The sequence below is a fragment of the Aeromonas sp. DNRA1 genome (genome assembly GCF_963888745.1).
GTDB classification, from domain to species: domain Bacteria; phylum Pseudomonadota; class Gammaproteobacteria; order Enterobacterales; family Aeromonadaceae; genus Aeromonas; species Aeromonas hydrophila.
This window is the reverse complement of sequence record NZ_CAWPKQ010000002.1, coordinates 576,832-602,998: the sequence shown is the minus strand read 5'-3', so window position 1 is coordinate 602,998 and position 26,167 is coordinate 576,832. Positions and strand designations below refer to the sequence as shown.

Annotated in this window: 23 protein-coding genes; 12 read left to right on the top strand and 11 right to left on the bottom strand. The window is 63.0% G+C overall.

The annotated features are described in order from the left end of the window. Positions 1-23: 23 nt before the first annotated feature. From tauB to AACQ43_RS08725, 4 genes are all read left to right on the top strand, one after another. On the top strand, positions 24-791 hold the full coding sequence (tauB, locus tag AACQ43_RS08740; protein ID WP_043121614.1) for a taurine ABC transporter ATP-binding subunit: 768 nt from the start codon (positions 24-26) through the stop codon (positions 789-791). Then, positions 788-1,618, top strand: a complete 831-nt coding sequence (gene tauC / locus AACQ43_RS08735) for a taurine ABC transporter permease TauC (RefSeq protein WP_168966995.1) — start codon at positions 788-790, stop codon at positions 1,616-1,618. The genes tauB and tauC overlap by 4 nt, the downstream gene beginning before the upstream one ends. After that, positions 1,615-2,469 (top strand): taurine dioxygenase, encoded by an 855-nt coding sequence (gene tauD, locus AACQ43_RS08730; protein WP_168966994.1) that lies wholly within the window; start codon positions 1,615-1,617, stop codon positions 2,467-2,469. The genes tauC and tauD overlap by 4 nt, the downstream gene beginning before the upstream one ends. Positions 2,470-2,701: 232 nt before the next feature. Then, positions 2,702-4,384 carry an alpha/beta hydrolase gene (locus AACQ43_RS08725; RefSeq protein ID WP_168966993.1) on the top strand — a complete coding sequence of 561 codons (1,683 nt, stop codon included), beginning with the start codon at positions 2,702-2,704 and terminating at the stop codon, positions 4,382-4,384. A gap of 103 nt (positions 4,385-4,487) precedes the next feature. On the opposite strand, the gene AACQ43_RS08720 is transcribed toward AACQ43_RS08725, so the two are convergent. From AACQ43_RS08720 to cyoA, 6 genes are all read right to left on the bottom strand, one after another. Beyond that, on the bottom strand, positions 4,488-5,849 hold the full coding sequence (locus AACQ43_RS08720) for an MFS transporter (RefSeq protein WP_168966992.1): 1,362 nt from the start codon (positions 5,847-5,849) through the stop codon (positions 4,488-4,490). A gap of 189 nt (positions 5,850-6,038) precedes the next feature. Further along, positions 6,039-6,935 (bottom strand): heme o synthase, encoded by an 897-nt coding sequence (gene cyoE, locus AACQ43_RS08715; RefSeq protein ID WP_005302932.1) that lies wholly within the window; start codon positions 6,933-6,935, stop codon positions 6,039-6,041. Between the two features lie 11 nt (positions 6,936-6,946). Next, positions 6,947-7,276, bottom strand: a complete 330-nt coding sequence (locus tag AACQ43_RS08710) for a cytochrome o ubiquinol oxidase subunit IV (RefSeq protein WP_005302933.1) — start codon at positions 7,274-7,276, stop codon at positions 6,947-6,949. Then, positions 7,277-7,888: a cytochrome o ubiquinol oxidase subunit III gene (locus AACQ43_RS08705; protein ID WP_168966991.1), complete on the bottom strand. Its 612-nt coding sequence runs from the start codon at positions 7,886-7,888 to the stop codon at positions 7,277-7,279. Between the two features lie 4 nt (positions 7,889-7,892). Next, positions 7,893-9,869: a cytochrome o ubiquinol oxidase subunit I gene (gene cyoB / locus AACQ43_RS08700; RefSeq protein WP_168966990.1), complete on the bottom strand. Its 1,977-nt coding sequence runs from the start codon at positions 9,867-9,869 to the stop codon at positions 7,893-7,895. Then, a complete protein-coding gene (cyoA, locus tag AACQ43_RS08695; protein WP_391484800.1) occupies positions 9,869-10,912 on the bottom strand; it encodes a cytochrome o ubiquinol oxidase subunit II in 1,044 nt (347 codons plus the stop codon). Before cyoA ends, cyoB begins: the two co-directional genes overlap by 1 nt. A gap of 634 nt (positions 10,913-11,546) precedes the next feature. Between cyoA and AACQ43_RS08690 the strand changes: the two genes are divergently transcribed. Both AACQ43_RS08690 and AACQ43_RS08685 read left to right on the top strand, forming a co-directional pair. Beyond that, a complete protein-coding gene (locus AACQ43_RS08690; RefSeq protein ID WP_168966988.1) occupies positions 11,547-13,472 on the top strand; it encodes an NAD(P)-binding protein in 1,926 nt (641 codons plus the stop codon). Beyond that, on the top strand, positions 13,469-14,668 hold the full coding sequence (locus AACQ43_RS08685; RefSeq protein ID WP_146061592.1) for a c-type cytochrome: 1,200 nt from the start codon (positions 13,469-13,471) through the stop codon (positions 14,666-14,668). Before AACQ43_RS08690 ends, AACQ43_RS08685 begins: the two co-directional genes overlap by 4 nt. 62 nt (positions 14,669-14,730) lie before the next feature. Here AACQ43_RS08685 and AACQ43_RS08680 read toward each other — a convergent pair whose 3' ends face one another. Further along, positions 14,731-15,066, bottom strand: a complete 336-nt coding sequence (locus AACQ43_RS08680) for a DUF3634 family protein (protein WP_168966987.1) — start codon at positions 15,064-15,066, stop codon at positions 14,731-14,733. 120 nt (positions 15,067-15,186) lie between these two features. Next, positions 15,187-16,155, bottom strand: a complete 969-nt coding sequence (locus tag AACQ43_RS08675; RefSeq protein WP_168966986.1) for a nucleoside hydrolase — start codon at positions 16,153-16,155, stop codon at positions 15,187-15,189. A gap of 282 nt (positions 16,156-16,437) precedes the next feature. Between AACQ43_RS08675 and AACQ43_RS08670 the strand changes: the two genes are divergently transcribed. Then, positions 16,438-16,995, top strand: coding sequence for a HutD family protein (locus AACQ43_RS08670; protein WP_168966985.1), 558 nt, complete (start codon positions 16,438-16,440; stop codon positions 16,993-16,995). A 25-nt stretch (positions 16,996-17,020) separates the two neighbouring features. On the opposite strand, the gene AACQ43_RS08665 is transcribed toward AACQ43_RS08670, so the two are convergent. Together AACQ43_RS08665 and azu are read right to left on the bottom strand one after the other, a co-directional pair. Continuing rightward, the gene (locus AACQ43_RS08665; protein WP_168966984.1) at positions 17,021-17,224 is read right to left on the bottom strand and encodes a hypothetical protein; all 204 of its coding nucleotides are present in this window, start codon (positions 17,222-17,224) and stop codon (positions 17,021-17,023) included. Positions 17,225-17,414: 190 nt separating this feature from the next. Beyond that, the gene (gene azu / locus AACQ43_RS08660) at positions 17,415-17,855 is read right to left on the bottom strand and encodes an azurin (protein WP_016351438.1); all 441 of its coding nucleotides are present in this window, start codon (positions 17,853-17,855) and stop codon (positions 17,415-17,417) included. 329 nt (positions 17,856-18,184) lie between these two features. Between azu and AACQ43_RS08655 the strand changes: the two genes are divergently transcribed. Next, positions 18,185-19,225 (top strand): FAD:protein FMN transferase, encoded by a 1,041-nt coding sequence (locus tag AACQ43_RS08655; RefSeq protein WP_168966983.1) that lies wholly within the window; start codon positions 18,185-18,187, stop codon positions 19,223-19,225. 155 nt (positions 19,226-19,380) lie between these two features. On the opposite strand, the gene AACQ43_RS08650 is transcribed toward AACQ43_RS08655, so the two are convergent. Further along, positions 19,381-20,586 (bottom strand): MDR family MFS transporter, encoded by a 1,206-nt coding sequence (locus tag AACQ43_RS08650; RefSeq protein WP_168966982.1) that lies wholly within the window; start codon positions 20,584-20,586, stop codon positions 19,381-19,383. Positions 20,587-20,913: 327 nt separating this feature from the next. Between AACQ43_RS08650 and AACQ43_RS08645 the strand changes: the two genes are divergently transcribed. From AACQ43_RS08645 to AACQ43_RS08630, 4 genes are all read left to right on the top strand, one after another. Then, the gene (locus AACQ43_RS08645; RefSeq protein WP_043159709.1) at positions 20,914-22,560 is read left to right on the top strand and encodes a tetratricopeptide repeat-containing response regulator; all 1,647 of its coding nucleotides are present in this window, start codon (positions 20,914-20,916) and stop codon (positions 22,558-22,560) included. Positions 22,561-22,614: 54 nt separating this feature from the next. Continuing rightward, the gene (locus tag AACQ43_RS08640; RefSeq protein WP_168966981.1) at positions 22,615-23,577 is read left to right on the top strand and encodes an ion channel; all 963 of its coding nucleotides are present in this window, start codon (positions 22,615-22,617) and stop codon (positions 23,575-23,577) included. 236 nt (positions 23,578-23,813) lie between these two features. Then, positions 23,814-24,620 carry an exodeoxyribonuclease III gene (gene xthA / locus AACQ43_RS08635; RefSeq protein WP_168966980.1) on the top strand — a complete coding sequence of 269 codons (807 nt, stop codon included), beginning with the start codon at positions 23,814-23,816 and terminating at the stop codon, positions 24,618-24,620. A 338-nt stretch (positions 24,621-24,958) separates the two neighbouring features. Continuing rightward, the gene (locus AACQ43_RS08630; RefSeq protein WP_168967161.1) at positions 24,959-26,158 is read left to right on the top strand and encodes an efflux RND transporter periplasmic adaptor subunit; all 1,200 of its coding nucleotides are present in this window, start codon (positions 24,959-24,961) and stop codon (positions 26,156-26,158) included. Positions 26,159-26,167 lie beyond the last annotated feature (9 nt).

The window sequence follows — 26,167 nt, the reverse complement described above, 5'->3', positions numbered from 1 at the left end:
CCCCGCATCACAAGGAGGCATGCATGCTGCAGCTCACTCACCTTTGTGCCGATTACGCCGGGCGCAGAGTCCTCGACAACATCAACCTGACCCTGGATGCAGGCGAGCTGATGGTGGTGCTCGGCCCCTCCGGCTGCGGCAAGACCACCTTGCTCAACCTCATCGCCGGTTTTCAGAGCGCCCAGCAAGGCACCATCACTCTGCAGGGGCGGCCGGTGAGCGGCCCCGGCGCCGAGCGAGGGGTGGTGTTTCAGCACGATGGTCTGCTGCCCTGGCGCAACGTACTGGACAACGTTGCCTTCGGCCTGCAGCTGGCCGGCGTGCCGCGCCGCGAACGCGAGGCCAGCGCGCTGGCCATGCTGCGCAAGGTGGGGCTGGAGGAGGCCCACGCCAAGCCGGTCTGGCAGCTCTCCGGCGGTCAACGCCAGCGGGTCGGCATCGCCCGGGCGCTGGCCACCCAGCCGCAACTGCTGCTGCTCGACGAGCCCTTCGGCGCCCTCGACGCCTTTACTCGCGAGCAGATGCAGACCCTATTGCTGCGTCTGTGGCACGAGCAGCGCCGGCAGGTGCTGCTCATCACCCACGACATCGAGGAGGCGGTGTTCATGGCCACCGAGCTGGTGCTGCTCTCCCCGGCGCCGGGGCGAGTCATGGAGCGGCTGACCCTGGATTTTGGCCGCCGCTTCGCCGCCGGCGAGCCCTGCCGCAGCATCAAGTCGGATCCCGCCTTCATCGCGCGGCGCGAGTATGTGCTGGAGCGGGTCTTCGCCGAGCGGGAGGTGTTTGCATGAGCCTCACTCTCTCCCGCCCGCTCGACCCTGCCCGCCGGATACGCCTGCGCTGGTCGCTGCCACGCCGGCTTGGGGTGAGCCTGCTGACCCTCTGTGCCCTCCTGGCGCTCTGGTGGCTGGTGGCCAGGCTCGGGCTGATAAGCCCGCTGTTTCTGCCCCCTCCTGCCCAGGTGCTGAAGCAATTTGCCACCCTCGCCGGGCCGCAAGGCTTCATGGATGCCACCCTGTGGCAGCATCTCGCGGCCAGCTTGCAGCGCATCCTGATCGCCCTGATAGCTGCGGCCTTTTTCGGGGTAACGGTGGGGATTGCCATGGGGCTCAGCCCCACCCTGCGCGGCATGCTCGACCCGCTGATCGAGCTCTACCGGCCGGTGCCGCCCCTTGCGTATCTGCCACTCATGGTGATCTGGTTTGGCATCGGCGAAACGTCGAAGGTGCTGCTCATCTATCTGGCCATCTTCGCGCCGGTCGCCATGGCCACCCTGGCGGGGGTGCAGGGCGCCAAGCAGGTGCGGCTGCGGGCCGCCCGGGCGCTCGGCGCCAACCGCTGGCAGGTGCTGTGGTACGTCATCGTGCCCGGCGCCCTGCCGGACATTCTCACCGGGCTGCGCATCGGGCTCGGGGTCGGCTGGTCCACCCTGGTGGCGGCCGAGCTCATCGCCGCCACCCGCGGCGTGGGCTTCATGGTACAAGCCGCCGGCGAGTTTCTCGCCACCGACGTGGTGCTGGCGGGCATTCTGGTGATCGCCCTGATCGCCTTCACTCTGGAACTTGGTTTACGTGCGCTGCAGCGTCGCCTGACGCCGTGGCATGGAGAAGGACTATGAGCAATTCCCTGCATATCACCCCCCTCGGTCCCCACATCGGCGCCGAGATCAGCGGCATCAGCCTGGCCGGGCCGCTCGATGAGGGCCAGTTCACGCAGGTGCAGCAGGCCCTGCTGACCCATCAGGTGCTGTTCTTTCGGGATCAGCCCATCACCCCCCGCCAGCAGCGGGCGCTGGCCAACCGCTTCGGCGATCTGCACATTCACCCTGTCTATCCCCACGCGCCGGAGGCCAAGGAGATCATCGTGCTCGACACCCACGACGACAACCCACCGGACAACGACAACTGGCACACCGACGTCACCTTCATCAAGACGCCGCCGGCGCTGGCCATTCTGGCCGCCAAGCAGCTGCCGCCAGTGGGGGGCGATACCCTGTGGGCCAGCGGCATCGCCGCCTTCGAGGGGCTCTCCCCCCGTCTGCAGCAGTTGCTGACGGGGCTGGAAGCCGAACACGACTTCACCAAATCGTTCCCGGCCCACCGCCACAACGCCAGCCCGGCCGAGTACCAGCGCTGGCAGGAGGCGGCGGCCCGTCACCCGCCGCTGCGCCACCCTGTGGTTCGCACCCACCCCTTGAGCGGCCGGCAGGCGCTGTTCGTCAATGAAGGCTTCACCACCCGCCTGCCCGACTTGCCGGCGCAAGAGAGCGAGGCGCTGCTCGCCTTCCTGTTTCGCCATGTCACCAAACCCGAGTATCAGGTGCGCTGGCGCTGGCGGGAGCACGACATCGCCATCTGGGACAACCGGGTCACCCAGCATTACGCCAACGCCGACTATCTGCCGGCCCGGCGAGTGATGCACAGGGCCACCGTGCTGGGGGACAAGCCGTTCTGGCGCGCGCCCGCGTAACGCCAACATCTGCCCAGCACCGACCGGTTGCACCGCCGTTATTGATCCGAAATAAAATAACGGTGCGCGTTGCCGGTCATTATTTTCAAATAGATCAATGAGACCATCAAATATCACCAGAAATATGTAAATCGACACACCTTGCAATATTTCCATACAACTTCCGGCTGCCATCCGGTCGGCCCGTCCCCGTACTATTTCGGGGTTCAGGCTAGATAAATGGAAATAGACAATGAAATACACGCTGCTCATGACCCTGCTGGCACCGGCATTGCTGGCAGGTTGCAATCTGGAAAAAAAAGAAGAGCCCTTCCAGGCCCGCCATATTCGCGCCGGCTATGACGCCGGCCAGGTCTGCCAACAGCTGCGCCAGGGCTGGCAGGAGGACGGCATCGCCATTCCCGCCAGTCAGGTTAGTTGCCACTATCTGACGGTGCCGCTCGATTACGACAAAGAGTGGGTCCAGATCAAGGATACCAAGTGGGAGAAGCGCTCCGCTGCACGCGCCGACAGCGCCCTCTTCGCCGACAACAGCCCCCGCTTCTCCTCCTGGTCGGACAAGCCCGTCCGACCCCATGTCAAACAGGAGACCCGCACGGTCAAGGGCGACACCCTGGATATCTTCTATCTGCACTATCGCGCCAGCGGCGACTATCGCGGCACTCTGTTCTACAACCCAGGCGGCCCCACCTCAGCCACCCCGGATCTCGGCCTTCTGCTCGACCTGCTGCGCAGCGCCAATCCCGCCATCCTTGAGCACTACGACATCGTCACCCTGGATCCCCGCGGGGCCGGTTACAGCGCCCTCGGCCACGAACTGCGCAGCTGCCTGCTGACCGACAAGCAGGGGGTGCGGCCAGACATGAGCCCGGCGCAGCTCGCCCAGCTGTTCGCCAGCCGGGACAAGGGCGCCCTGCCGGCGCTCCAGAGCGGGGCGGATCAGGGCAAGGCCTTCAGCACGGCCCTCTTGGAGCGTTGCGACGAGCCGTTGCGGCTGCATGCGCCGCACCTGGGCTCGCGGGCCGTGGTCGAGGACATGGAGCGCCTGCGCCAGCACCTGGGGCGCGAGCGGATCACCCCCATCACCTTCTCCTACGGCACTCGCCTGGCCGCCCTCTATGCCGCCCGCTACCCGAGCCACGTGGCCAATCTGGTGGTCGACTCGCCGATGTCCCCCACCGAGAGCCGCTACCCGGCCATCTTCCGTGGCGATGCCGAAAATGCCAATCGCATCCTGGCCTGGCGCTTCGGGGATCAGGCGCTGCAGCGCAGCATGGCGGTGACCCAGCAGGTTCGCGACAACGACCGCTATGTGGACAACCAGGGCAATGTGCTCGACCGCGACCGCTGGGAGGCGGTGATGAGCGATGCCATCAGCGGCAGCCGGCGCGACGATCAGCTCGCCTTCTGGCAGCAGGACGATGCCGGACCCCTGCTGGCCCGCCTCGCCAAGGAGCAGGCTGACGAAAATCCCTATTCAACGCTGCTGGAGATGCCCTTCTTCAGCGCCATCCACTGCACCGACAACAGCGAGCCCTATGGCTGGCAAACACTGGACCCGGAAGATGCCGTCTTCCAGGGGGCCGGCGCCCTGCTGCTGGCCAACAGCTTCAACACCTGCGCCGACTGGCCTTATCCGCGCCAGCCCATCGCCAACTATGGCGCCGGCGAGATAAGGCTGCCGGATGATGCCAGGGCCCTGGTGCTCGGCGCCGAGTACGATCCCAATACCCCCTTCGCCGGTGCCCGCCAGATGCAGGCCGCCTTTGGCAGCGCCGCCCGCCTGGTACAGGTGGCGCAGAGCAACCAGCATGGCCAGCTCAGCAGCTCCCGCTGCGCCCAGGCGGCCCTCAGCACCCTGCTGCTGGGAGATGGCGCGAGCCTGCCCGCCGAGCAGCGCTGCCAGGCAGACTGAGCTCACCCCTACTGAACACAGTCCCGCTGAGCACAATCCAGCTGAATACTGCCCAACAAAAAGCCCGCCGAATTGGCGGGCTTTTTCATGCCGGCAGGCGTCCTCAGGCGGCGACCAGCGACTCCAGATCGCGCCGGCTCAGGCGCTTGCTGTCCACCTTCACATAGACGGAGCGCTCGGAAGCTGCCAGCAGCACGTCGCTCACCCCCTCGCAGGCGCGGATCTTCTGCTCGAGCGCAGTGTCGGCCTCCACCCCTTCCGGCAACACGATGCGCAGGCTGCTCACATAGGGGGGCTCGGCCATGGTCAGGCTGACCCCGAGCCAGACGAGGGCCAGCGCGGCGCAACCGCCAAACACCAGGGGGCCGCCGCCCAGGCTGTAGAGCAGGCCGCCGAGGCTGCCGCCGATGGCCACCCCGATGAACTGGCTGGTGGAGTAGATCCCCATGGCGGTGCCCTTGTAGCCGGGGGGCGACTCCTTGCTGATAAGAGAGGGCAACAGCGCCTCCATCACGTTGAAACCGATGAAGAAGATCTGCAGGCCGGCGAGCAGGCCCCACAGCTGCAGGCCGCTTTGCCAGAGCACCAGCTCGGCGATAAACATCACCAGCACGCAGATCTGGAACACCCGCTTCATCTTTCTGCGCTTCTCGGCATAGATGATGAACGGCACCACGCTGACGAAGGCGATAAGCATGGTGACCAGATAGGCCTGCCACTGGCTGTCGCGGGGCAAACCGGCGCGCTCCAGCAACGGCGGCAGCGCCACGAAACTCGACATCAGCAGGGTGTGCACGCAGAGGATGCCGAAGTTGAGCTTGAGCAGGCGCGGGTTGGTCAGCACGGTGCGCATCCCCCCTTTCACCATGCCGGACTCGCGATTGAGCAGGTGGCCGCTCGGGGTCGGCACCAGCCAGAGGGTGACGGCGATGCCCCCCAGCGCCAGCAGCGCGATCAGCCAGAACAGGCCGGAGAGCCCCAGCGCATGGGTGATGAGGGGGCCGGTCACCATGGCGATGGCGAAGGTGATGCCAAAGCTCACCCCGATGAAGGCCATCGCCTTGGTGCGGTTCTGCTCGCGGGTGAGATCCGACAAGAGCGCCATCACGGCGGCGGAGATGGCGCCGCTACCCTGCAGGGCACGGCCGAGGATCACCCCCCAGATGGAGTGGGTGAGCGCCGCGATCACGCTGCCGAGGGCAAACATCAGCAGGCCGCCGACGATGAGGGGCTTGCGGCCCACCTTGTCGGAGAGCAGGCCGAACGGGATCTGGAACAGCGCCTGGGTCATGCCGTAGATGCCGATGGCCAGGCCGATGAGCGCCTCGGAGGCACCGGCCAGCGACATGCCGTAGGTGGTCAGCACCGGCAGCACCATAAACATGCCGAGCATGCGCAACGAGAAGACGGAGCCGAGCGCCCAGGTGGCACGGCGCTCGCCCCTCGTCATGGTGAAATCATTCATGATGGCCTCGATAGGTCAGGGAAAAGGGAGACTCAAGGGGTGGCCGACACGCGCCATGCCACACCCGACACAAGGGAAAAGTGCCCGACGGGGCGGCCCCATAATAACAGAGCCGGGAAGGTTCCCGGCTCTGGATTCTACTGATTTTCCCGCGTCGCATCACAACACGGAACATGACAGGTATGCACCTTAGGGTAGCATGCTCACCAGCACCGCAGGCTCGGCCTCCGGCTGGAAGTCCACCGACATCATCACGCTCAGGCAAGTGATGGTGACGATGGAGAACATGAACAGCTTGCGGGCCCAGAGGGAGTCATCCACCGCCGCCTTGTAGCCAGACAGCGCCATTCCCAGCCACCAGACGCTGACCGCGGTGGCCACCACCAGATACTTGTAGCCGGCGTAACCGCCGAGGAACAGCATCAGGGTCGGCACCATGAAGGCCAGGATGTAGAGGGTGATATGGAGCTTGGCCACCGGGATCCCCTTCACCACCGGCAGTACCGGGATGTTGGCCGCCTGGTAATCCTTGAAGCGGAAGATGGCGATCGCATAGGAGTGCGGCATCTGCCACAGGCTGAAGATCGCCAGCAGGATCAAGGCGCCCGAGTCGAACTGACCGCTCACCGCGCAGTAGCCGATGACCGGCGGCGCGGCGCCGGAGAGGCTGCCGACCAGGGTGCCGTAGACCGAATGACGCTTCATGTAGAGGCTGTAGACCCCCACATAGACAATGAAGCCCAGCACCGCCAGCAAGGCGGCCAACGGATTGGCCGCAAAGTAGAGCAGTGCAATGCCCGCAATGCCGAGCGCGGTGGCGTACCAGAGCGATACGCCGGGGGCGATCAGACCCTTCACCAGAGCACGGTTCTTGGTGCGCTCCATGATGCAGTCGATGTCCCGGTCGATGTAGTTGTTGAACACGCAACCGGAGGCGACCACCAGTGATACACCAGCCATGGTCAGAATGAACAGGGGCACATCCAGGCTCCCCTTGGAGGCCAGCAGGAATCCTCCGATAACCGAGATGAGGTTACCGAAGATGATGCCCGGCTTGGTCACTTGCAGGTATTGCTTCATCATCATTGCCAACCTGCTCAGTGAACCATCATGTTGATGTTGAGGTTGTACATGATCCACAGGGAACCCACGACCACGATGGCGATGATGAGCACGGTAAAGATCAGTGCCACCAGGTTCCAGCGCTCCTCGGACGAGGTGTTCATGTGCAGGAAGTAGACCAGATGCACGAAGATCTGCACCACCGCCATGCCGACCACGGTGGCCAGCACGGTAGTGTGGGAGGCGGAACCGTCCATCACCATCCAGAACGGCACCGCGGTCAGGATCAGGGACAGCACGAAGCCGATCAGGTAGCTCTTGGCGCTGCCGTGGCTGGCGCCGTGATTGTCAACGGAATGACTCATTTACATGACCCCCATCAGATAGACCACGGTGAAGACGCAGATCCACACCACGTCGAGGAAGTGCCAGAACAGGCTCAGGCACATCAGACGGGTACGGTTGCGATCGGTCAGCCCCTTCTTGGCTACCAGCACCATCATCACGATGATCCAGACAAGACCGCTGGTCACGTGGATCCCGTGGGTGCCCACCAGGGTGAAGAAGGCAGAGAGGAAGCCACTGCGATCCGGACCGTAGCCCTCGGCAATCAGGTGATGGAATTCATAGATCTCCATCGCGATGAAGCCGGCGCCGAACAGGAAGGTGATGAACAGCCAGGTGTTGACCGCCGCGACCTTGTTCTTGTTCATGGCCAGCATGCCGAAGCCGAAGGTGATGGAACTCAGCAGCAGCATCATGGTTTCGGTAAACACGAACGGCAGTTCGAAGATGTCCTTGCCGCTCGGCCCCCCGGCAGTGCCGTTGACCAGGACCGCATAGGTCGCGAACAGGGTCGCGAACAGGATGCAGTCACTCATCAGGTAGATCCAGAAGCCGAATACCTTGTTGGCACCGGCATCATGGTGCCCATCCTCATGGGCACCCTGGGTGTGATGTAGAACGTCAGTCGCCATGGAATTAAGCCACCTTGTTGATATTTTCAAAATGCTGACGCTCGATCCGCTCGATCTCGTCAACCTGCACGTAGTAGTCCACGTCGTCGTTGAAGCTGTGGATGATCCAGGTGGCGATCATGCCGACGAAGCCGGCGATGGCAATCCACCAGATGTGCCAGATCATGGCAAAGCCGAACAGGGTGCTGAAGGCGGCGATGATCACGCCGGCACCGGAATTTTTCGGCATGTGGATCGGGTCATAGTGCTTGGGCTGCTGATAAGCGGAACCGTCCTGCTTGGCTTCCCAGAACGCATCCAGTCCCTTGATCTTCGGCTCGATGGCGAAGTTGTAGAAAGGAGGCGGTGAGGAAGTGGACCACTCCAGGGTACGACCGCCCCAGGGATCGCCGGTCAGGTCGCGGTTCTTCTCGCGGTCGCGGATGCTGACCACGATCTGGATCACCTGGCACAGCACGCCCAGGGCAATCAGACCGGCGCCGCAGGCAGCCACCACCAGCCAGCCGTGGAACTCGGGATCGATGTTCTGGCTGACGCGACGGGTCATGCCCATGAAGCCCAGTACGTAGAGCGGCATGAAGGCGACGAAGAAGCCGGTGATCCAGCACCAGAAGGCACGCTTGCCCCAGGTGTCATCCAGCTTGAAGCCGAACGCTTTCGGGAACCAGTAGGTGATGCCGGCGAAGCAACCGAACACCACGCCGCCGATGATGACGTTGTGGAAGTGGGCGATCAGGAACAGGCTGTTGTGCAGCACGAAGTTGGCGGCCGGCACGGAGAGCAGTACCCCGGTCATGCCACCCACGGTGAAGGTGATGATGAAACCAACGGTCCACAGCATGGGTGAGGTGAACTCGATGCGACCGCGGTACATGGTGAACAGCCAGTTGAAGATCTTCACCCCGGTCGGGATGGAGATGATCATGGTGGTAATGCCGAAGAAGGCATTCACGTTGGCGCCCGACCCCATGGTAAAGAAGTGGTGCAGCCAGACGATGAAGGAGAGCACGGTAATGGCGATGGTCGCCCACACCAGCGAGGTGTAGCCGAACAGCTTCTTCTTGCAGAAGGTCGCCACCACTTCGGAGAAGATCCCGAATACCGGCAGCACCAGGATGTACACCTCGGGGTGACCCCAGGCCCAGATCAGGTTGATGTACATCATCATGTTGCCACCCATGTCATTGGTAAAGAAATGGGTACCCAGGTAACGGTCTGCGGTGAGCAGGGCGATGGTGACAGTCAGGATCGGGAAGGAGGCGATGATCAGCACGTTGGCGCACAGGGCGGTCCAGGTGAACACCGGCAGGCGCATCATGGTCATGCCAGGGGCGCGCATCTTGATGATGGTGGCGAAGAAGTTCACGCCGGTCAGCAGGGTCCCCAGACCCGAGATCTGCAGACTCCAGATCCAGTAATCGACCCCGACCCCCGGACTGAACTCCAGCCCCGACAAGGGCGGATAGGCCAGCCAGCCGGTCTGGGCGAATTCACCGACCCCGAGGGAGACGTTGATCAGCACCACGGCCGCGGCGGTGAACCAGAAGCTCAGGTTGTTCAGGAAGGGGAAGGCGACGTCACGGGCACCGATCTGCAGCGGCACCACGATGTTCATCAGACCGATCACCAGCGGCATGGCCACGAAGAAGATCATGATGACGCCGTGGGCGGTGAAGATCTGGTCGTAGTGGTGCGGTGGCAGTATGCCCTCGCCACCGGCCGAGGCCATGACCTGCTGGGTACGCATCATCACCGCATCGGCGAAGCCGCGCAGCAACATGACCATGCCGAGGATGAGATACATGATACCGAGGCGTTTGTGGTCCACCGAGGTGAGCCACTCTTTCCACAGATATTGCCACTTGCCGAAATAGGTGATGAGCCCGGCGACGGCCAGGCCCCCCAGAATGATACCGGCTATCGTGACCATGATGATGGGTTCATGGTACGGAATAGCGTCGAGTGTTAATTTTCCAAACATCAGTTAGTACCCGCTTTCACAGTCTTGTCGGCCGGCATGTGGCCGGCGTGGTCCATCTGCTCGCCCTGGGCCTCATGGTGCATGGCGTCGCCGTGCTCCATGCCTGCGTGGTTCATGGAGGCATCATGCTCCATCCCCTCGTGGCTCATGGACTCGTCATGGGACATCGCGGCCTGCTTTTCGCCGTGTTGCATGGCGGCGTGCTCGCCGTGCTTCATGTCGCCCATGAACTTGTTGATGATGTTGACGAACAGCTTGGGATCGGCGCTGGCGAAATACTCCACCGGGTGGTTTTCGCTCTTCTTGGCCAGGGCATTGAACTCATCCATGGTGTTGAGCGCCTTGGAGGAGGCCTTCACCTTGGCAACCCAGGCGTCGAAGCCGGCTTGATCCTGCGTCGCGATGGCATTGAACTTCATGCCGGAGAAACCGGCGCCGCTGTAGCCGCCCGAGATGCCCTTGTATTGGCCTGCCTCGTTGGCGATCAGGTGCAGTTTGGTCTGCATGCCCGCCATGGCGTATATCTGGCCGCCCAGCTGGGGAATGAAGAAGGAGTTCATCACGGTGTCGGACGTCACCCGGAAATTGACCGGGGTGTTGACCGGGAATGCCAGCTCGTTGACCGAGGCGATGCCCAGTTCCGGATAGACAAACAACCATTTCCAGTCAAGGGAGATGACATCGACCTGGATCGGTTTCACCTCGGATTCCAACGGTTTGTAGGGATCCAGAGAATGGGAGGTTTTCCAGGTGATCACCGCCAGGATGGCGATAATGATGACGGGTACGGTCCAGACGACCGCTTCAATCTTGTTGGAGTGGGCCCAGTCCGGTGCATAGGTGGCCTTGGTGTTGGACGCTCGGTATTTGTAAGCGAACGCCACCGCCATCACAATCACCGGTATCACCACAATCAGCATCAAGCCGAGTGCGGTCAGTATCAGTGACTTCTGCTCCAGACCAACTTGTCCCTTGGGGCTCATCAGAGCCATGTCGCAGCCGCTCAGCAAGCCGGCAGTCGCGAGCAACAGCAAAGCGCCCAAGCCCCTCTTTACATCAAAAGGTCTCATGCAATGTCCTCATCTTCGCAGGGCTAAAGTTGTAAGAAAAACGCGGCATTCTATTTCAACCGGGGGGTATGTGAACAACATGAAAAATTAATCCCTCACTTGTGTTTGGATTGCGATTTCTGTGTGTTGCATGTTAATGCCTTGACGTCATGGAATTTATCAAAACCGACTCGACACAAATCAATCACCAGCTGGCTTTATTTCACCCTGCATCTGTTTATTAAACAGACAATCAGCGATTTAACCCTTTATTTGGCAAGGATAAATGACACCCCTTTGTGGCTAGCCGGCGAAATTTCAGGCTGATATCCGTGCACATTGGTCGCTCATGACCGGACAACGCAGGGACTCGAAATTAACCATAATTAATCAAATTAAGTTTCAATTAATTCCATGATGTTGGTGCGGCTTTGCCTGCAAACATGCATATTCTACGCATCTCATCATTCCCATCGATCACATGACCCATCATTTTGTTTAATAAGTTATTATCAAACCCATGGACTCCATCCGGATATGGCGGTAGGTTGCGCCCCTTCGTTACTCGCCAGTCACGAATTCAACCCTATCCCATTTCTCATTCAACTCTTCATACACAGGGATTGCCATGAGCATCACACGCAGAGACTTTCTCAACGGCGTCGCCATCACCATTGCAGCCGGGGTCGCCCCCATCAAGCTGCTGCAAGCGGCCGAAGGCGGCACGGCACTGGCTGAAAAAACGCTGGTCTACCCGCCCGCCCTCACCGGGCTGCGCGGCAACCACCCGGGCTCCTTCGAACCGGCCCACAGCATCGCCCGCGACGGCAAACAGTATGACTTCGCCAACATTCCCCTCGAGGGCGAATATGACCTGGTGATCGTCGGCGCCGGCATCAGCGGTCTGGCGGCCGCCTGCTTCTATCAACAACTGCTCGGCGCGGACAAAAAGATCCTGCTGCTCGACAACCACGACGACTTCGGTGGCCACGCCAAGCGCAACGAGTTCACCACCCCCGACGGCCTGCGGCTGGGTTACGGCGGCAGCGAATCCCTGCAATCGCCGCGCTCTGTCTACAGCCCGGTGGCACTGGGGCTGCTCAAGGCACTCGAGGTCAACATCGACGAGCTGGCAAAAGGCTTCCAGCAGACCTTCTACCCGGATCTGGGCCTGAGCCGCGGCGTCTACTTCGATGAGAAGCACTTTGGCGTCAACAAGGTGGTGAGCGGTGACCCGGGCCACAACGTGGCCGACGACATCCCGCGCGATCGCCTGAACGGCCGGCCGCTGACAGAGTTTATCGGCGACTTCCCGCTCGATGATGCCGACAAGGCGGCCCTGCTGGCGCTGCACGAGGAGAAGACCGACTACCTGAGCGGCATGACCCAGGCGGAAAAAGACCTCTGGATGACCCGCAACAGCTACACCACCTTCCTGCGCGACAAGGTGGGCCTGAGCGAGCGGGCCATCACCTACTTCCAGCAACGCACCAACGACTTCCAGGCGGTCGGCATCGACGCCACTGCCTGCGCCGATGCACGTCTGTGCGCCCTGCCCGGTTTTGGCGGCATGAACCTGACCCCGCTCGATGCCGAGGAGCAGGCGGAGCTGGACGATCCCTACATCTTCCACTTCCCGGACGGCAACGCCGGCCTGACCCGCTTGATGGTGCGCAAGCTCATCCCGCAGGTGGCCCCCGGCCACACCATGCAGGACGTGGTGCTGGCCAAGTTTGACTACAGCAAGCTCGACCTGCCCGAGCACAAGGTGCAGCTGCGCCTTGGCAGCACGGCGCTGCAGGCCAAAAACGTGCCGCTCAAAGACGGCAAACAGGGAGTGGACGTCACTTACATCAAGGAGGGGAAACTGCACCGGGTGCGAGCCAGGCAGTCCATCATGGCCGGCTACAACATGATGATCCCCTACATGGTGCCCGAGATGCCGGAGCCCCAGAAGGAGGCGCTGCGCCAGAACGTCAAGGCGCCGCTGGTCTACACCAAGGTGGTGATCAAGAACTGGCAGTCCTTCGTCAAGCTGGGGGTGCACGAGGTCTACTCCCCCGCTGCCCCCTACAGCCGGGTCAAGCTCGACTACCCGGTCAACCTCGGTGGCTACGAGCATCCCAAGAACCCGGATCAGCCCATGTGTCTGCACATGGTCTACGTGCCGACCCTGCCGGGCAGCGGCCTCTCGGCCCGCGAGCAGTCCCGCAAGGGGCGCGCCATGATCCTCGGCATGCCGTTCGAGCAGCACGAGCAGATGATCCGCGAACAGCTGCAGGGGATGCTGGGCGGCGCCGGTTTCAACCATGAGCAGGATATCCTCGCCATCACGGTCAACCGCTGGTCCCACGGCTACTCCTACATCACCAACACCCTGTTTGATGACGAGGAGCAATGCGACAAGTGGATCGAGCTGGGCCGCCAGCCGGTCGGCAACATCACCATCGCCAACTCTGACTCGGACTGGAGCCCCTACGCCCACTCCGCCATCGATCAAGCCTGGCGCGCCGTCAACGAGCTGGTTGCCATGCACAAGGGAGGTGCCAAATGATCCGTACCCTGACCCTGACAGCCAGCGCCGTGCTGCTGGCCCTGCCCGCCTTCACCCTGCAGGCCGCGCCTGCCATGTCGGCCGGCGAATACGTAGCCAAGCTGGGGGACTGCGCCGCCTGCCACACCAGCGAGGCGAGCAAGCCGCTGGCCGGCGGCAAGGGCTTCCCCACCCCCATCGGCACCGTCTATGCCACCAACATCACCCCCGACAAGACCCACGGCATCGGCAACTACAGCCTGCCCGAGTTCATCAAGGTGATGCGCGAAGGGATCACCCGCAGCGGCGATCCCCTCTACCCGGCCATGCCCTACACCGCCTACGCCAAGATGAGCGATGAGGATCTCACCGCCCTCTACCACTACCTGATGCAGGATGTGCAGCCGCAGGCTGTTGCCAACAAGGAGAGCGACATCCCCTGGCCGCTCAACATGCGCTGGCCTCTCAACGGCTGGAACTGGGTCTATCACGATGACAGTCGCTTTACCCCGGTGGCCGGCAAGAGCGAGGCGTGGAATCGCGGCGCCTATCTGGTGCAGGGGGCGGGCCACTGTGGCAGCTGCCACACCCCGCGCGGGCTCGGCATGCAGGAAAAAGCCCTGACCGAGGCGGATCCCCTCTATCTGAGCGGCGCCACCCTGGATGGCTGGTATGCCCCCAACATTCGCGGCACCCGCTACGACAAGCAGGCGCTGATCGACCTGCTGAAGACCGGGCGCAGCCAGCATCAGGCCGTCAGCGGCCCCATGGCGGAAGTGATCACGCACAGCAGCCAGTATTTCAGCGACGCGGATCTGGCCAGTATCGCCACCTACCTGACCGAACTCGACGACGACGCGGCGGTCAGCAAGGGCAACCGGGCCTACGCCAGCGCCGGTGGCAAGGCGGACTACGCCATGTACTGCTCCACCTGCCACGGGGTCAACGGTCAGGGCAATGACCACGTCATCCCCTCGCTGGTGGGCAACCAGACCGTGCTGGCCGAGGATCCGAGCAGCCTGCTCAACGTGCTGCTGCACGGCGCCGAGACCCCGGTCACCCAGGGCAACATCGGCTACCACATGCCGGGTTATGGCTGGACCCTCAACGATCAACAGATCGCCGAGCTGGTCAACACCCTGCGCGCCTCCTGGGGCAATGAAGGGGTGGCCATCAAGCCGGAGACGGTCAAGGCCCAGCGCGCCCTGCACCAATAAGTCACGCCGACCATAACGAAACGGGCCTCCAGTGGAGGCCCGTTTGCTATGTGAGTGATGACTCACCCCTTGCGCGGTTTGGAGCCGGAGAGCGGCACCGCCCCCAGCCGGTAATCGCCATAGGGGAAGATGTTGCGAAAGCGCTGGGCCACCGGTTCGGGGATGGAGCGGGAGAAGACCAGCTTGACCCCATCGCCATCGCGCTGACCCAGGATGCGCCCGCGCACCGTCTCGTGGCGCAGGATCTGCCTGGCATGCTCGATGAACGCCGGCGACACCTTGCCCCGCTTGACCTGCACCTTGCCGGGCGCAAGCCGGATCTCGAACAGGGGGCCACGCCCCAGCTTCATCAACCACCAGATGAGGGCGATCGCCACCAGCAACGACAACCAGGCCATCCTGTTTCTCCTTCTTCACACGGTTGCGGACAGTATAAGCCGCAACTGGCCCCCGATTGTTTGGCGCGGATCACAGCCGCGCCTCAATCCCGGCCGCAAGGCCCCCGCTCGCCGAGCCCACTAACGGCTGCGGCCCCAGGCCACCAGCGTCTCCCGATAGAGCGCCAGCAGCGCCTGATCCCGCACCGCCACCCCGACCTGCTGGGCACGGTAATCGGCCCAGCCGTCGTGGGGGTGGGACTTGCCGTCAAATTTCTGCAGGGTGTGACCGATGGCGGGCCCCTCGCTGATGACCCGTACCGGCCCCTCGCGCAGGGTGAACAGGGTTGGATCGATCACGTAGGCGATGGCAGATGGATCGTGTACGTGGCAGCCGTCGAGCCCGATCCGTTCCGAGTAGAAGCGCAGGTAGAAGCGGCTCACATCCCACAGGAAGCGCCCCGGCTCCCCCGCATCGTCGCGCAGTGCATCCAGATAGGCGCTGCTGAAGAAGCTCTGCTGGGTCACGTCCAGCCCGATGATCACCACCGGCCAGTCGGCGGTGAACACCCGGTCGGCGGCATCCGGATCGTCGTGGATGTTGGCCTCGGCATAGGGAGTCACGTTGCCGCGATGGCCGTTGACGCCAAAAGCGCCCCCCATCACCACCACCTGCTTCACCAGGCCGGTGATCTCGGGGGCCTCTTGCAGCGCCAGCGCCAGGTTGGTGAGCGGACCTATGGTGACCAAGGTGATCTCGCCGGGCGCGGCCTTCACCGCCTCGACGATATACTGCCAGGCCGGCCGGGGATCCAGCGCCAGGGTCACCTCCCCCGCCGTCACGTCACCAAATCCGCTCGGCCCGTGCACCACGGTCGTCGGGCCCACAGGTTCGCGCCGCAGCGGGGCCGCCGCCCCCTGCGCCACGTCCGCCTTCATGCCGTATTGCTGCTTGAGCCAGAGGGCGTTACGGGTGCCGTTCTCGATGGTGGCATTGCCAAATACGGTGGTGATGGCGAGCAGCTCGATGGCGGGGTGGGCTTCGGCAAACAGAATTGCCATGGCGTCATCGATACCGGGATCGGTATCCAGAATGATCTTGTGAGTCATGGGGCCTCCTTGGGCAACAGAGCAGCCAGTGTAGCGAGCCGCCGCCGCTTTAACAGCGCCGGGATCACAGCCCGAGGCTTTGCCCTTGCCCGCCTTGCCCAAGTGGCGGCATTTCATACAGGGCTGACGACGCGGCAGGGGACCAGGAGGGGCGAAGCGGGTGGCATCGGCGAAATAGTGGGCAAGCGGATGGCCAGCGACGGCGGCAACCTTGTGGAGCGGCGGGTTGGGTGGTATCACTGGCCACACGATTAACCCCGCTCACCACCTGCCGAGGCGCCATTGATCACCCTGATAAAAGAGTCCGACCAGCTGAAGATGCCCTGGAAGAACAAGCAGGGCACCACAGCCCAGATCCTCATCTCCCCTGCCGGCGCCAGCCTCGACAAGCTCGATTTTGCCTACCGGCTGAGCTCGGCGCCCATCAAGGGGGCCGGCCCCTTCTCGAAATTCCCCGGCTATCAGCGCATCCTGCTGCCCATCAGCGGGGCCGGCTTCGTGCTCAACGGCCACCCCTACGCTACCTTCGAGGCGGCCCACTTCTGCGGGGATGACGACACCCACTGCGAACTGCTGAAAAAAGAGGTGACGGATCTGGGGCTCATCTATGATCCGGCCCGCCTCAGCGCCAATGTGCGGGTGCTCAACCTGCCCTTCCCGCTCACCCTCACTCTGGAAGCGGACAAGACCTATCTCTGTTACCTGTTGAGCGGCCAGCTCGCGGCGGCGGGCCACCCCATGGCGGTCAACGAGACCCTGCTGATCAGCGGCGAGCAGAGCATCCACTTCGACTGCCAGAAGAAGAGCGCCATCGCCTTCTTTACCCTGCAGCCCAAGTAGGCGGCAGGAGCAGGCCTGACACCGGTCAGCGTTTGGGCGCCCGTCCGCCGCTGTCGAGGCAGGCCTGCATGGAGTTGTAGGGGGTGTAGTGCTTGGTACGGCTGTAATAGGTACCGCCCTGGGGATGGCAGATGCCGTTTCTGCTCTTCTTGACCGGCGGCTCCGCTGCCAGCGCGATGGCGCACACCAGCAGCAGGCAACCGCTGATCACCCATTTCATGGTTTTCATGACGACCTGCTTCCTCTCGAGCGGGCCCAGCAGGCCCGAAAGGCGCCTATTTTACCCTCTCACTCCCCCGCTCACCCGGCGCCGGATCATAAAACGGCGCGCCATAGCGCCCGCACTGACATCCAACTGACGCCGCAAGCGGCCACAAAAAAGCCGGGCAGTGCCCGGCTTCTGGCTCGACAAGCGGTGTTTAGCCGACCTTGAAGGTGCCCTTCATCATGGCGAAGTGGCCGGGGAAGGAGCAGAAGAAGGTGAGATCTTTGCCGGCCAGGCCGTCGGTCTTGAAGGTGACGCTGGTGCTCTCGCCGCCGCCCACCAGTTTGGTGTGGGCCAGCACGCGCGGGTCATCCTTGGGCAGGTAGTTGTTGTCAGCACCGGCACTCATGCCGGCAGTGGCCACGGCCTGATAGTCGGCGGTGTTGGCCAGCGCCCAGTTGTGGCCCATGGCGGTCACCGGCATCTTGCCGGTATGGTTCAGGGTCACGGTTACCTCTTTGCAGGTGGCCGGGACGCTCATCTCCTTGAGGTTGTACTGCATGGCATCATTGCCTTCGATGACCAACGCGCACTCATCGGCCAGAGCCGGGGCCGCCAGGGTGCTCAGAAACAGCAGGGTAATCGCCTTTTTCATCATCCTCTCCTTTGATTGGCAATAGATGGCAACACAATTGCCTGCGGGCTCGCACCATGGCTGGCAAACATGCTGTCAAAATCGACCTTATTCTACTCAAGTGTCGTCATTCGGCTATGTCTTTAGCGCAAAGCTGCGGGTCAGGTCACCAGATTATCCCCATTTTTTGTCTGGACGAACCGCCCGCGCCACGCACTAATCACTCTTTGTTTAATTATCCCCCGCACTTTTGTCCAGCCGCGACTCGCCCGCCGCCGCCCCCTTGGCTAAGCTGGCGACCCCGGCACGCTTGCGCCCCGTGCCATCCGTTTCAGCCAAAGAGATCCGTCATGTCGCTTTTTGCTCGCCCGGCCCACCGTGGCCTGTTGTTGACCCTGCTGCTGATGCTGACCGCCTGTCAGCCAGCCCCGACCCAGACCCGCATTGAGGGCAAGACCATGGGCACCTTTTACGCGGTGACCCTGAGCGACCCCTTCCCGGGCGGCGAGCCGGCGCTGCAGCAAGAGGTCGATGCCCTGCTGCTGCGCATGAATCACGAGATCTCCACCTACGACCCAAACTCCCTCATCTCCCGCTTCAATCAGGGCCGCGGCCAGCCCCCCATGGTCATTCCCGCCACCATGGCCAACATCGTGCAGCAGGGCATCGACGCCGGCCATCTCACCGCAGGCAAGCTCGACGTCACCGTGGGGCCGCTGGTCAACCTGTGGGGATTCGGGCCGGACAAGCGGCCCGTCAAACGGCCCAGCGCCGAGCAGATCGCCAGCGCCCGCCACAAGGTGGGCATCGACCGGCTGACATTGGTGCCCGAGGGGGATCACTTCCTGCTCGGCAAGCGCATCCCCGATCTATACCTCGATCTCTCCACCCTGGGCGAAGGGGCGGCCTCTGACGAGATTGCCGGCCTGCTGGAGCAAAAAGGGGTGCACAACTACCTCATCGAGGTGGCCGGCGCCGTGCGCAGCAAGGGCAACAACGCCAAGGGCAAGCCCTGGCGAGTGGCCATCGTCGAGCCGTCCGACCAGCCCGGCGCCTTCTCGGACGTGGTGATCCCCAACGGCATGGCCCTCAGCACCGCCGGCAGCTATCGCAACTACTACGAGCTCGACGGCAAGCGCTACTCCCACATCATCGACCCCGCCACCGGCCAGCCCATCAGCCACAAGCTGGTCTCCGCCAGCGTCATCACCCCGACCGCGCTCGAGGCCGACGCCCTCGACACCGCCCTCATGGTGATGGGGCCGGAGCAGGCGATGGCCTTTGCCAAAGCGCACGGTCTTGCGGTCTATCTCATCGTCAAGACCGAGCAGGGCTTCGCCGCCAGCCATACACCCCAGTTCGCCCCCTACCTGGTGGCCAAAAAACCATAAATCAGCAGCTATAAACCAGCCGTCATAAAAAGAGGCCCCGCACTGCGGGGCCTCGTTCTCTTCATGTCGGCGCGAGTCGATGGGAATGCACCAAGGCGCCGGGGCCACCGGCGGCTTGGCATCAGGCCAGTGACCACAGCCAAGCTACTTCCGTATTACTCCCCGCAGCCGGCCGAGTCGGCAGACGGACGCGCCACCCGGTTGCCCGCCCCATAGAGGAAAAACACCAGCACGCAAATCGCGGTCATCAGGGCGAACAGGGCCGGGCCGCCCCACATCTGCAACAGCCAGCCCCCCACCAGGGGCGAGAGCGCCCAGCCGAGCCCGGCCAGTGCGCTGGCCCCAAAGTAGCTCCCCTTGAGGTGGGCCGGTGCCATCTCGTCGATCAGCACGTTGAAGAGCGGGAACAGCACCGCCTCCCCCACGCTCAGCAAGAACACCGCCACCAGCCAGGGCCACAGCAGGGCTGGGCTCGACAGAGCGAACAGCACCTGGGCAGACGCCATCAGCAGGATGGAGAACTGCAGCCGCAGGCTCACCCGCCAGCGCCGGGTCAGGTGCAGCAGCGGAAACTGCAGGGTGATGATGGTCAACGCATTGGTGGCCACCAGCAGGGCCACCAGGGTTTCCACCTCGGGGGAACCGGCGCGGGTCAGGTACTGGATCAGCGGCGACTCCACCTGGGCGTAGACCAGCATCATCAGCAGGTTGGCGAGGATGAACAGCATGAAGGCCCGATCCCGCCCCACCACCCTGAGCATGGCCCCCAGGGTGAGACCCGCATCCGGCCGGCCAGCGCACTCGCGGCGAAAACCGAGCAGGAAGGCGATGCCGAGCAGGCCATAGCTGGCGGCCGTCACCACGAAGGTCTCCTGGCGCGCACCCAGCCCCACCATGACGCCGATGAGCGGACCCACTCCCGCCCCCACGTTGAGCAGGAAGTAGCGCAGGTGCTGAGCCAGCTCCCGCTGCGCCTTCTCGGGCAGCAGATCCCCCATCAGCGCCTTGCCCGGCGTGTCGATGAAGGCGTAGGAGAGACCTGAGCCAAACACCCCGAGGGCGATGAGCCAGAGGGAGTGGCCGAACCCGAGCAGCAGGTAGGCGCCGCACGACAGGGCGCAGCCGAGCAGCAGTATGGTGCGCCGGCCGAGCCGGTCGGAGAGCCAGCCGACGTAGAAGCCGATGAGGCAGGAGAGCACGGCCGCGCCGCCCAGCAGCATCCCGATGCCGGACGCCGAGAGATCATACTCCCGGTAGAGCAAGATGGAGAGAAAGGGCCAGACCATGAAAAAACTGGTGCGTACCATGAAGGTGCCCAGGATCACGATCCAGACCAGCGGAGGAAAGGGGGGCAGGCGCATGGGAACTCCTTGTCGCGCAATGGCAGCTGATCCGCAGGGGAAAGCGTTCAGTGGTATCAAAAGACACCTGAGCGCACAATCCCCGTCCGGAAAAAAAACCACCCGAAGGGGCGATCTCAGCGCCGGGCGGTGGGCGGCTTCGCCGTTCAAGTCAGGCAGGAGTCCGCCGCCTCCCCTCCCCCAATCCGCCCCCCTATTTGGTCCGGCAGAAGCCATGAATGGCGGGGCTTGGCGGAAAAACCGCGGCAGCGCCCCATGTTCAATTGCCTGTCTGCGCGCTTTGGTGGCACACTTCTGTTATCCGCCCGTAGCGCCCTGACCAGACAGATGCAGACACCGGAATCCGAGCCAGAGAAAAAAGCCCCACCCAAACCGAAGCGCATCCTGCTGGTCAACGAACAGCGCTCCTTTCAGGTGATGATGAAGGCGATGCTGATCAACATCGGCATCAACCGCATCACCTATGTCAACTCGGCCGAAGAGGCGAGACGGCGCTGCCAGAAAGAGACCTTTGACATCTACCTGCTCGATTACGAGCTAGGGGTCGGCGAGAACGGCCGCCAGCTGCTGGAGAGCCTGCGGGATCAGAAACTCATTCCGCCCCAGAGCGTGGTGATCATGGTAAGCGGTGACAGCTCCCGCGCCATGGTGCTGAGCGCGCTGGAGGCCGAGCCCGACGAATACCTGATGAAGCCCTTCTCCCAGGAGCAGTTTTCGTTTCGTCTCAAACGCGCCCTCGCCCGCCGTCAGGCGCTGGAGAGCGTGTTCAGCGCCCTTGCCAAAGAGGATCTGCCCACCCTGCTCGCCGCCTGCGCCGAGCGGGCCGACGCGGTGCCGCGCTTTGCCAACTTCTGCCGCTGCCTGCAAGCCGACACCCAGCTCAAGCTGGGCCAGGCCAAGGAGGCCCGCAGCCTGATGCGCCAGCTGCTGGCCGGCCAGGAGAACAGCTGGGCCCGGCTCACTCTCGGCAAGGCGTGCCACACCCTGGGGCTGAACGAAGAGGCAGTGAGCCACCTGCAGGCGACCCTCAAGAACACCCCGCTGATGGTGGAGGCCCACCTCTGGCTGGCAGAGTCCCAGCTCGCGCTCGGCAACGACGAGCAGGCCCAGCAGGAGCTCAAGCGGGCGGTCGACATCTCGCCCCAGTCGGTGCAGCTCTCCCGCCGGCTGGCAGAGGTGTGCCTGCTGCGCCACGACTACGCCCAGGCCAAGGACGTGCTGCTCTCCCTCATCGACCTGTCGCGCAACTCCATTCATCGCACCCCCCACTACCTGGGGGCCTATATCCAGTCGCTGACCCTCTACGCCCTCAACAGCAACGACATCTACCACATCGCCAACCTGCAAAAGCAGGTCAACTCGGCCCTGTCGCGCATCCGCGATTCGCTGATGATGTCGGAGTTCAACTACCCAGTGTTCGAGCAGATCTGCCAGGCCCGGGTGCAGATCGCCCTGGGCGAGCTGCTCAAGGGCAAGAAGATGCTCTACCGCGCCAACCAGAACTGGCTCGATCAGCCGGCCACCATGCCCCCCAGCCTGCTGGGCGAGACCATCCTCGCCCTCTATCAGCTCGGTGAATTCGAATATGCCGAAAGCCTGCAGGCGCTGTTGGCCGAAGACGAAGATCGGCTGCTCACCACCTGCATCCAGGCCACCCGCGACGACAAAACGGTGCTCGAGCGTCGCCAGCGCTACCAGCAGCTCAACGAGCTGGGCATCAAGGCCTATCAGAGCGGCGAGCTGGAGCAGGCGCTCGGCCACTTTCGCGAGGCGCTGCGCCGGGCCCCGGCCAATACCGGCGCCGCCCTCAACAAGATCCAGGTGCTGCTGCAGCTGATGCAAAAAAACCGCAAGAGCCCGGAGTTTGGCGCCGAGTGCAAGGAGACCCTGGAGGTGCTGGACGGCATCCCCCTCAATCCGGCCCAGCAGGATCGTTTTCGCAAGCTGCGTCAGGAGTTTACCCAGCTCAGCTGACCAGAGCCCGCTCGCCTATGCTGATACTGACTCGGCAAAGGGAGGAAAGTGGCGATGGCCATGTGTCGATATCTGGTGGCGGACGGTCGCCACTGCAGCGAAGAGGCGGGGGACCATGATCTGTGCCGCTGGCACGATCCCCACGCCAATCATCAGGATCCCCACACCGCCCGCGAGCTGGAGCACTACATCCAGCAGGGCGGGCTGTGCCACGGCCTGCAGCTGGCCCGCGCCAATCTGGCGGGCCTCAACCTGGTGAAAAAAGGGGCCCCGCAGGGGTTCCTGCTGGAGCAGTGCAACCTCTACCGTGCCAATCTGCAGGGAGCCCACCTCTACGGCATTCGCATCAAGGGCGGCAGCCTGATGAAGGCGGATCTCAGCGAAGCGAACCTGCACTGCGCCACCCTCGACGACGTCAACCTGCTCGGCATTCGCTGGCACAACACCCGCCTCGACAACCTGGATACTGGCAAGCGGCTGATGCAGGAGCGGCGCGGCCGCAAGGAGCGCGACCCGGTGCAGGCCCGCATCTGGCTCAAAGAGGCCGAAGAGACCTATCGCGATCTGCGCAAAGCCTCGGAAGCGCAAGGCATCTTCACCATGTCCGGCCGCTACATCCAGCAGGAGCTCACCATGCGCCGGCTGCAGCTGCCGTTCTGGTCGAGCCAGCGCTTCACCTCCTGGATCGTCGATCTGTTCTGCGGCTACGGCGAGGCCCCCATGCGGGTGGTGCTCTTCTCCCTGCTGCTCATCTTCATCTGCAGCATCTTCTACTTCTTCTTTGGCCTGAGCTTCAACGGCAACCACCTCATCTACCGGCCCGGCGCCCCTTTTGAGCAGAACGCCATCTTTCTGCTGGAGTGCCTCTACTACAGCGTGGTGACCTTCACCACCCTGGGTTATGGCGACTTCACCCCCATCGGCCTCTCAAGGCTCTTCGCCGCCTTCGAGGCCTTTACCGGCAGCTTCACGCTGGCGCTGTTTGTGGTGGTGTTTGTCAAGAAGATGACCCGCTGACAACCTGCCCACGATCTTGCTGCGAGGCCGTGATCAAGGCTCATGTGCAGCTCGGAATCCTCACGTATATTTATACGCTCCGGTTCCTGCGCTGCGCTTCACCTTGCTGACAGCCTCTCGCGACAGCTCGTGAACAGGTTACCGAGCAGCTACGCCTGTCACAGCCCCCGAACTTGCATCCACGGCGGATTCCTAGTCCAATAGCCAATTATAAAAATGACATGAGCATCCCGGACATGAAGATCATCTCTTTCAATATCAATGGCCTGCGCGCCCGCCTGCACCAGCTGCAAGCCATCATCGACAAGCATCAGCCGGATGTGATCGGCCTGCAGGAGATCAAGGTGCACGACGAGGCCTTCCCGCTGGCCGACGTGGAGGCCATGGGCTATCACGTGGCGTTTCACGGCCAGAAGGCCCACTACGGGGTGGCCATCATGAGCAAGCAGAAGCCGATCAAGGTGGAGAAAGGCTTCCCCACCGACGATGAAGAGGCCCAGCGCCGGATGATCATGGCCACCTTCGAGCGCGAAGACGGCTCCCTCATCAAGGTGATGAACGGCTACTTCCCGCAGGGTGAAAGCCAGGATCACGAGACCAAGTTCCCGGCCAAGCAGAAGTTCTACGAGGATCTGCAACACTATCTGGAGACCCACCACACCCCGGGCGATCAGTTGGTGCTGATCGGGGATATGAATATCTCCCCCACCGATCTCGACATCGGCATCGGCGAGGCCAATCGCAAGCGCTGGCTGCGGGATGGCAAGTGCTCATTCCTGCCCATCGAGCGTGAATGGATGGAGCGCCTGAAAGGGTTCGGCCTGACCGACACCTTCCGCGCCGCCAACCCCACCGAGTGCGAGCGCTTCTCCTGGTTTGACTACCGCTCCAAAGGCTTTGACGAGAACCGGGGCCTGCGCATCGACCTCATCATGGCCTCCGACGCCCTCAAGGACACCGTGACCGAGACCGGCATCGACTACGAGCTGCGCGGTATCGACAAACCTTCGGATCACGCCCCCATCTGGGCCTGCTTCGCCTGACAACCACAACAGAGGGGGCATTTGAAGCCCCCTCTGTGACCAAGCCCCCACTTCCCCCGCTTTTTCCTTCTTATAATTCCCTCCGGGTCTCCTGCTCCCCAGCAAGGTCACGATGCAGGGTCTGCCTGCCTGACACAAATTGTCGCGGCCCCCTCCGCCACTGCGCGATCGACACCGACAACTTTCAGTGTCGAGCAGCCTGGGTTCAATATTCGTGCTCTATCATTAGAAAACTGTCAGTAATCCAATGAGTTAAATTTGTAACCATGCAGTTAACCATGTTCATGAAGAAAAAGGCTGGGCGCGGCAATCGCGCACCATCCCACAGGAGTGTGATGATGAAGGTGCAATACGTCAGGGAAGAGATGTTCAAGCACGGCTGTATCGCCCTGGCACTGGCCAGCGCACTGACCGCCTGTGGTGATGAACCGGCCTCCGGGGCCCAGGCACTGCCGCCGGTGCCCGTGGTGGTAGCCGAGGTCAAGCTGACCGACGTGCCGATGACCACCGAAATGGTGGGCGAGACCGCCGGCTTTCGCGAAATTGACGTGCGTTCCCGGGTGAGCGGCATCCTGCTCAAGCGTACCTACATCGAGGGGCAGCCGGTCACCGCCGGTCAGGCGCTGTTCCTGATCGACCCCGAGCCCTACAAGGTGGCGCTGGAGCAGGCCAAGGGCACCCTGGCCCAGGAGCAGGCCCGCCTCAACAAGGCGCGCGCCGACCGGGATCGCATCATCCCGCTGTTCAAGCGCCAGGTGGTGAGCCGCAAGGACTATGATGACACCATCGCCAACTACGAGGCCGCCATCGCCAGCCATCAGGCCGCCCAGGCCAAGGTGAAAGAGGCCGAACTGAACCTCAGCTACACCCAGGTCACCGCCCCCATCAACGGCATGGCGAGCAAGAGCTCCCAGTCCGAGGGCAGCCTCATCTCCACCAGCGGCGAAAACGGCCTGCTCACCACCATCACCCAGTTCGATCCCCTCTACGTCAACTTCTCCTACTCGGAGCAGGATCGCCTCAACTTCGAGAACTCGGTGAAAAAGGGATTGATTGAGGCCAAGGATGCCACCAACTGGCGCACCCACATCCGGCTGGCGGACGGCTCAGTCTACCCCGAAGCGGGCAAGCTCAACTTCTCCGACAGCCGGGTCGACCCGCAGACCGGCACCATCCGGGCCCGTGCCATCTTCGACAACAAGGACGGCGTGCTGCTGCCAGGCCAGTTCGTGCGCATGACCATCGATCTGGGCACCCGCAAAAATGCCATCCTGGTGCCGCCGCGCGCCATCGTCCAGTCCCAGGCCGACCGCATGGTGATGGTGGTGGACAAAGAGAACAAGGTAGTGCCCCGCCCGGTCAAGCTCGGTTCCGTGGTCGACAGCGGCGTGCTGATCGACAGCGGCCTCGAGCCCGGTGAGCGCTACATCGTCGAGGGGCTGATGAAGGCCCGCCCCGGCGCCGTGGTCAAGCCCGTCACGGCCTCCGAGATGAAGGCGATCACCGGCAAGATGGTCGGCCAGAACGCGGCCAAGTAAGGAGTTCGT

Coding starts and splice junctions, on each gene's coding strand:
- AACQ43_RS08650 (WP_168966982.1), bottom strand. CDS start 20,586: ATGCGCCTGCCCCCCTTTCCTCCGCTGGTCTGGATCGTGATCCTGGGC.
- tauD (WP_168966994.1), top strand. CDS start 1,615: ATGAGCAATTCCCTGCATATCACCCCCCTCGGTCCCCACATCGGCGCC.
- AACQ43_RS08640 (WP_168966981.1), top strand. CDS start 22,615: ATGGCCATGTGTCGATATCTGGTGGCGGACGGTCGCCACTGCAGCGAA.
- AACQ43_RS08680 (WP_168966987.1), bottom strand. CDS start 15,066: ATGGCCTGGTTGTCGTTGCTGGTGGCGATCGCCCTCATCTGGTGGTTG.
- tauC (WP_168966995.1), top strand. CDS start 788: ATGAGCCTCACTCTCTCCCGCCCGCTCGACCCTGCCCGCCGGATACGC.
- AACQ43_RS08630 (WP_168967161.1), top strand. CDS start 24,959: ATGAAGGTGCAATACGTCAGGGAAGAGATGTTCAAGCACGGCTGTATC.
- xthA (WP_168966980.1), top strand. CDS start 23,814: ATGAAGATCATCTCTTTCAATATCAATGGCCTGCGCGCCCGCCTGCAC.
- AACQ43_RS08645 (WP_043159709.1), top strand. CDS start 20,914: ATGCAGACACCGGAATCCGAGCCAGAGAAAAAAGCCCCACCCAAACCG.
- AACQ43_RS08705 (WP_168966991.1), bottom strand. CDS start 7,888: ATGGCGACTGACGTTCTACATCACACCCAGGGTGCCCATGAGGATGGG.
- AACQ43_RS08665 (WP_168966984.1), bottom strand. CDS start 17,224: ATGAAAACCATGAAATGGGTGATCAGCGGTTGCCTGCTGCTGGTGTGC.
- azu (WP_016351438.1), bottom strand. CDS start 17,855: ATGAAAAAGGCGATTACCCTGCTGTTTCTGAGCACCCTGGCGGCCCCG.
- AACQ43_RS08675 (WP_168966986.1), bottom strand. CDS start 16,155: ATGACTCACAAGATCATTCTGGATACCGATCCCGGTATCGATGACGCC.
- tauB (WP_043121614.1), top strand. CDS start 24: ATGCTGCAGCTCACTCACCTTTGTGCCGATTACGCCGGGCGCAGAGTC.
- AACQ43_RS08690 (WP_168966988.1), top strand. CDS start 11,547: ATGAGCATCACACGCAGAGACTTTCTCAACGGCGTCGCCATCACCATT.
- cyoE (WP_005302932.1), bottom strand. CDS start 6,935: ATGATGATGAAGCAATACCTGCAAGTGACCAAGCCGGGCATCATCTTC.
- AACQ43_RS08710 (WP_005302933.1), bottom strand. CDS start 7,276: ATGAGTCATTCCGTTGACAATCACGGCGCCAGCCACGGCAGCGCCAAG.
- AACQ43_RS08725 (WP_168966993.1), top strand. CDS start 2,702: ATGAAATACACGCTGCTCATGACCCTGCTGGCACCGGCATTGCTGGCA.
- cyoB (WP_168966990.1), bottom strand. CDS start 9,869: ATGTTTGGAAAATTAACACTCGACGCTATTCCGTACCATGAACCCATC.
- AACQ43_RS08720 (WP_168966992.1), bottom strand. CDS start 5,849: ATGAATGATTTCACCATGACGAGGGGCGAGCGCCGTGCCACCTGGGCG.
- AACQ43_RS08685 (WP_146061592.1), top strand. CDS start 13,469: ATGATCCGTACCCTGACCCTGACAGCCAGCGCCGTGCTGCTGGCCCTG.
- AACQ43_RS08655 (WP_168966983.1), top strand. CDS start 18,185: ATGTCGCTTTTTGCTCGCCCGGCCCACCGTGGCCTGTTGTTGACCCTG.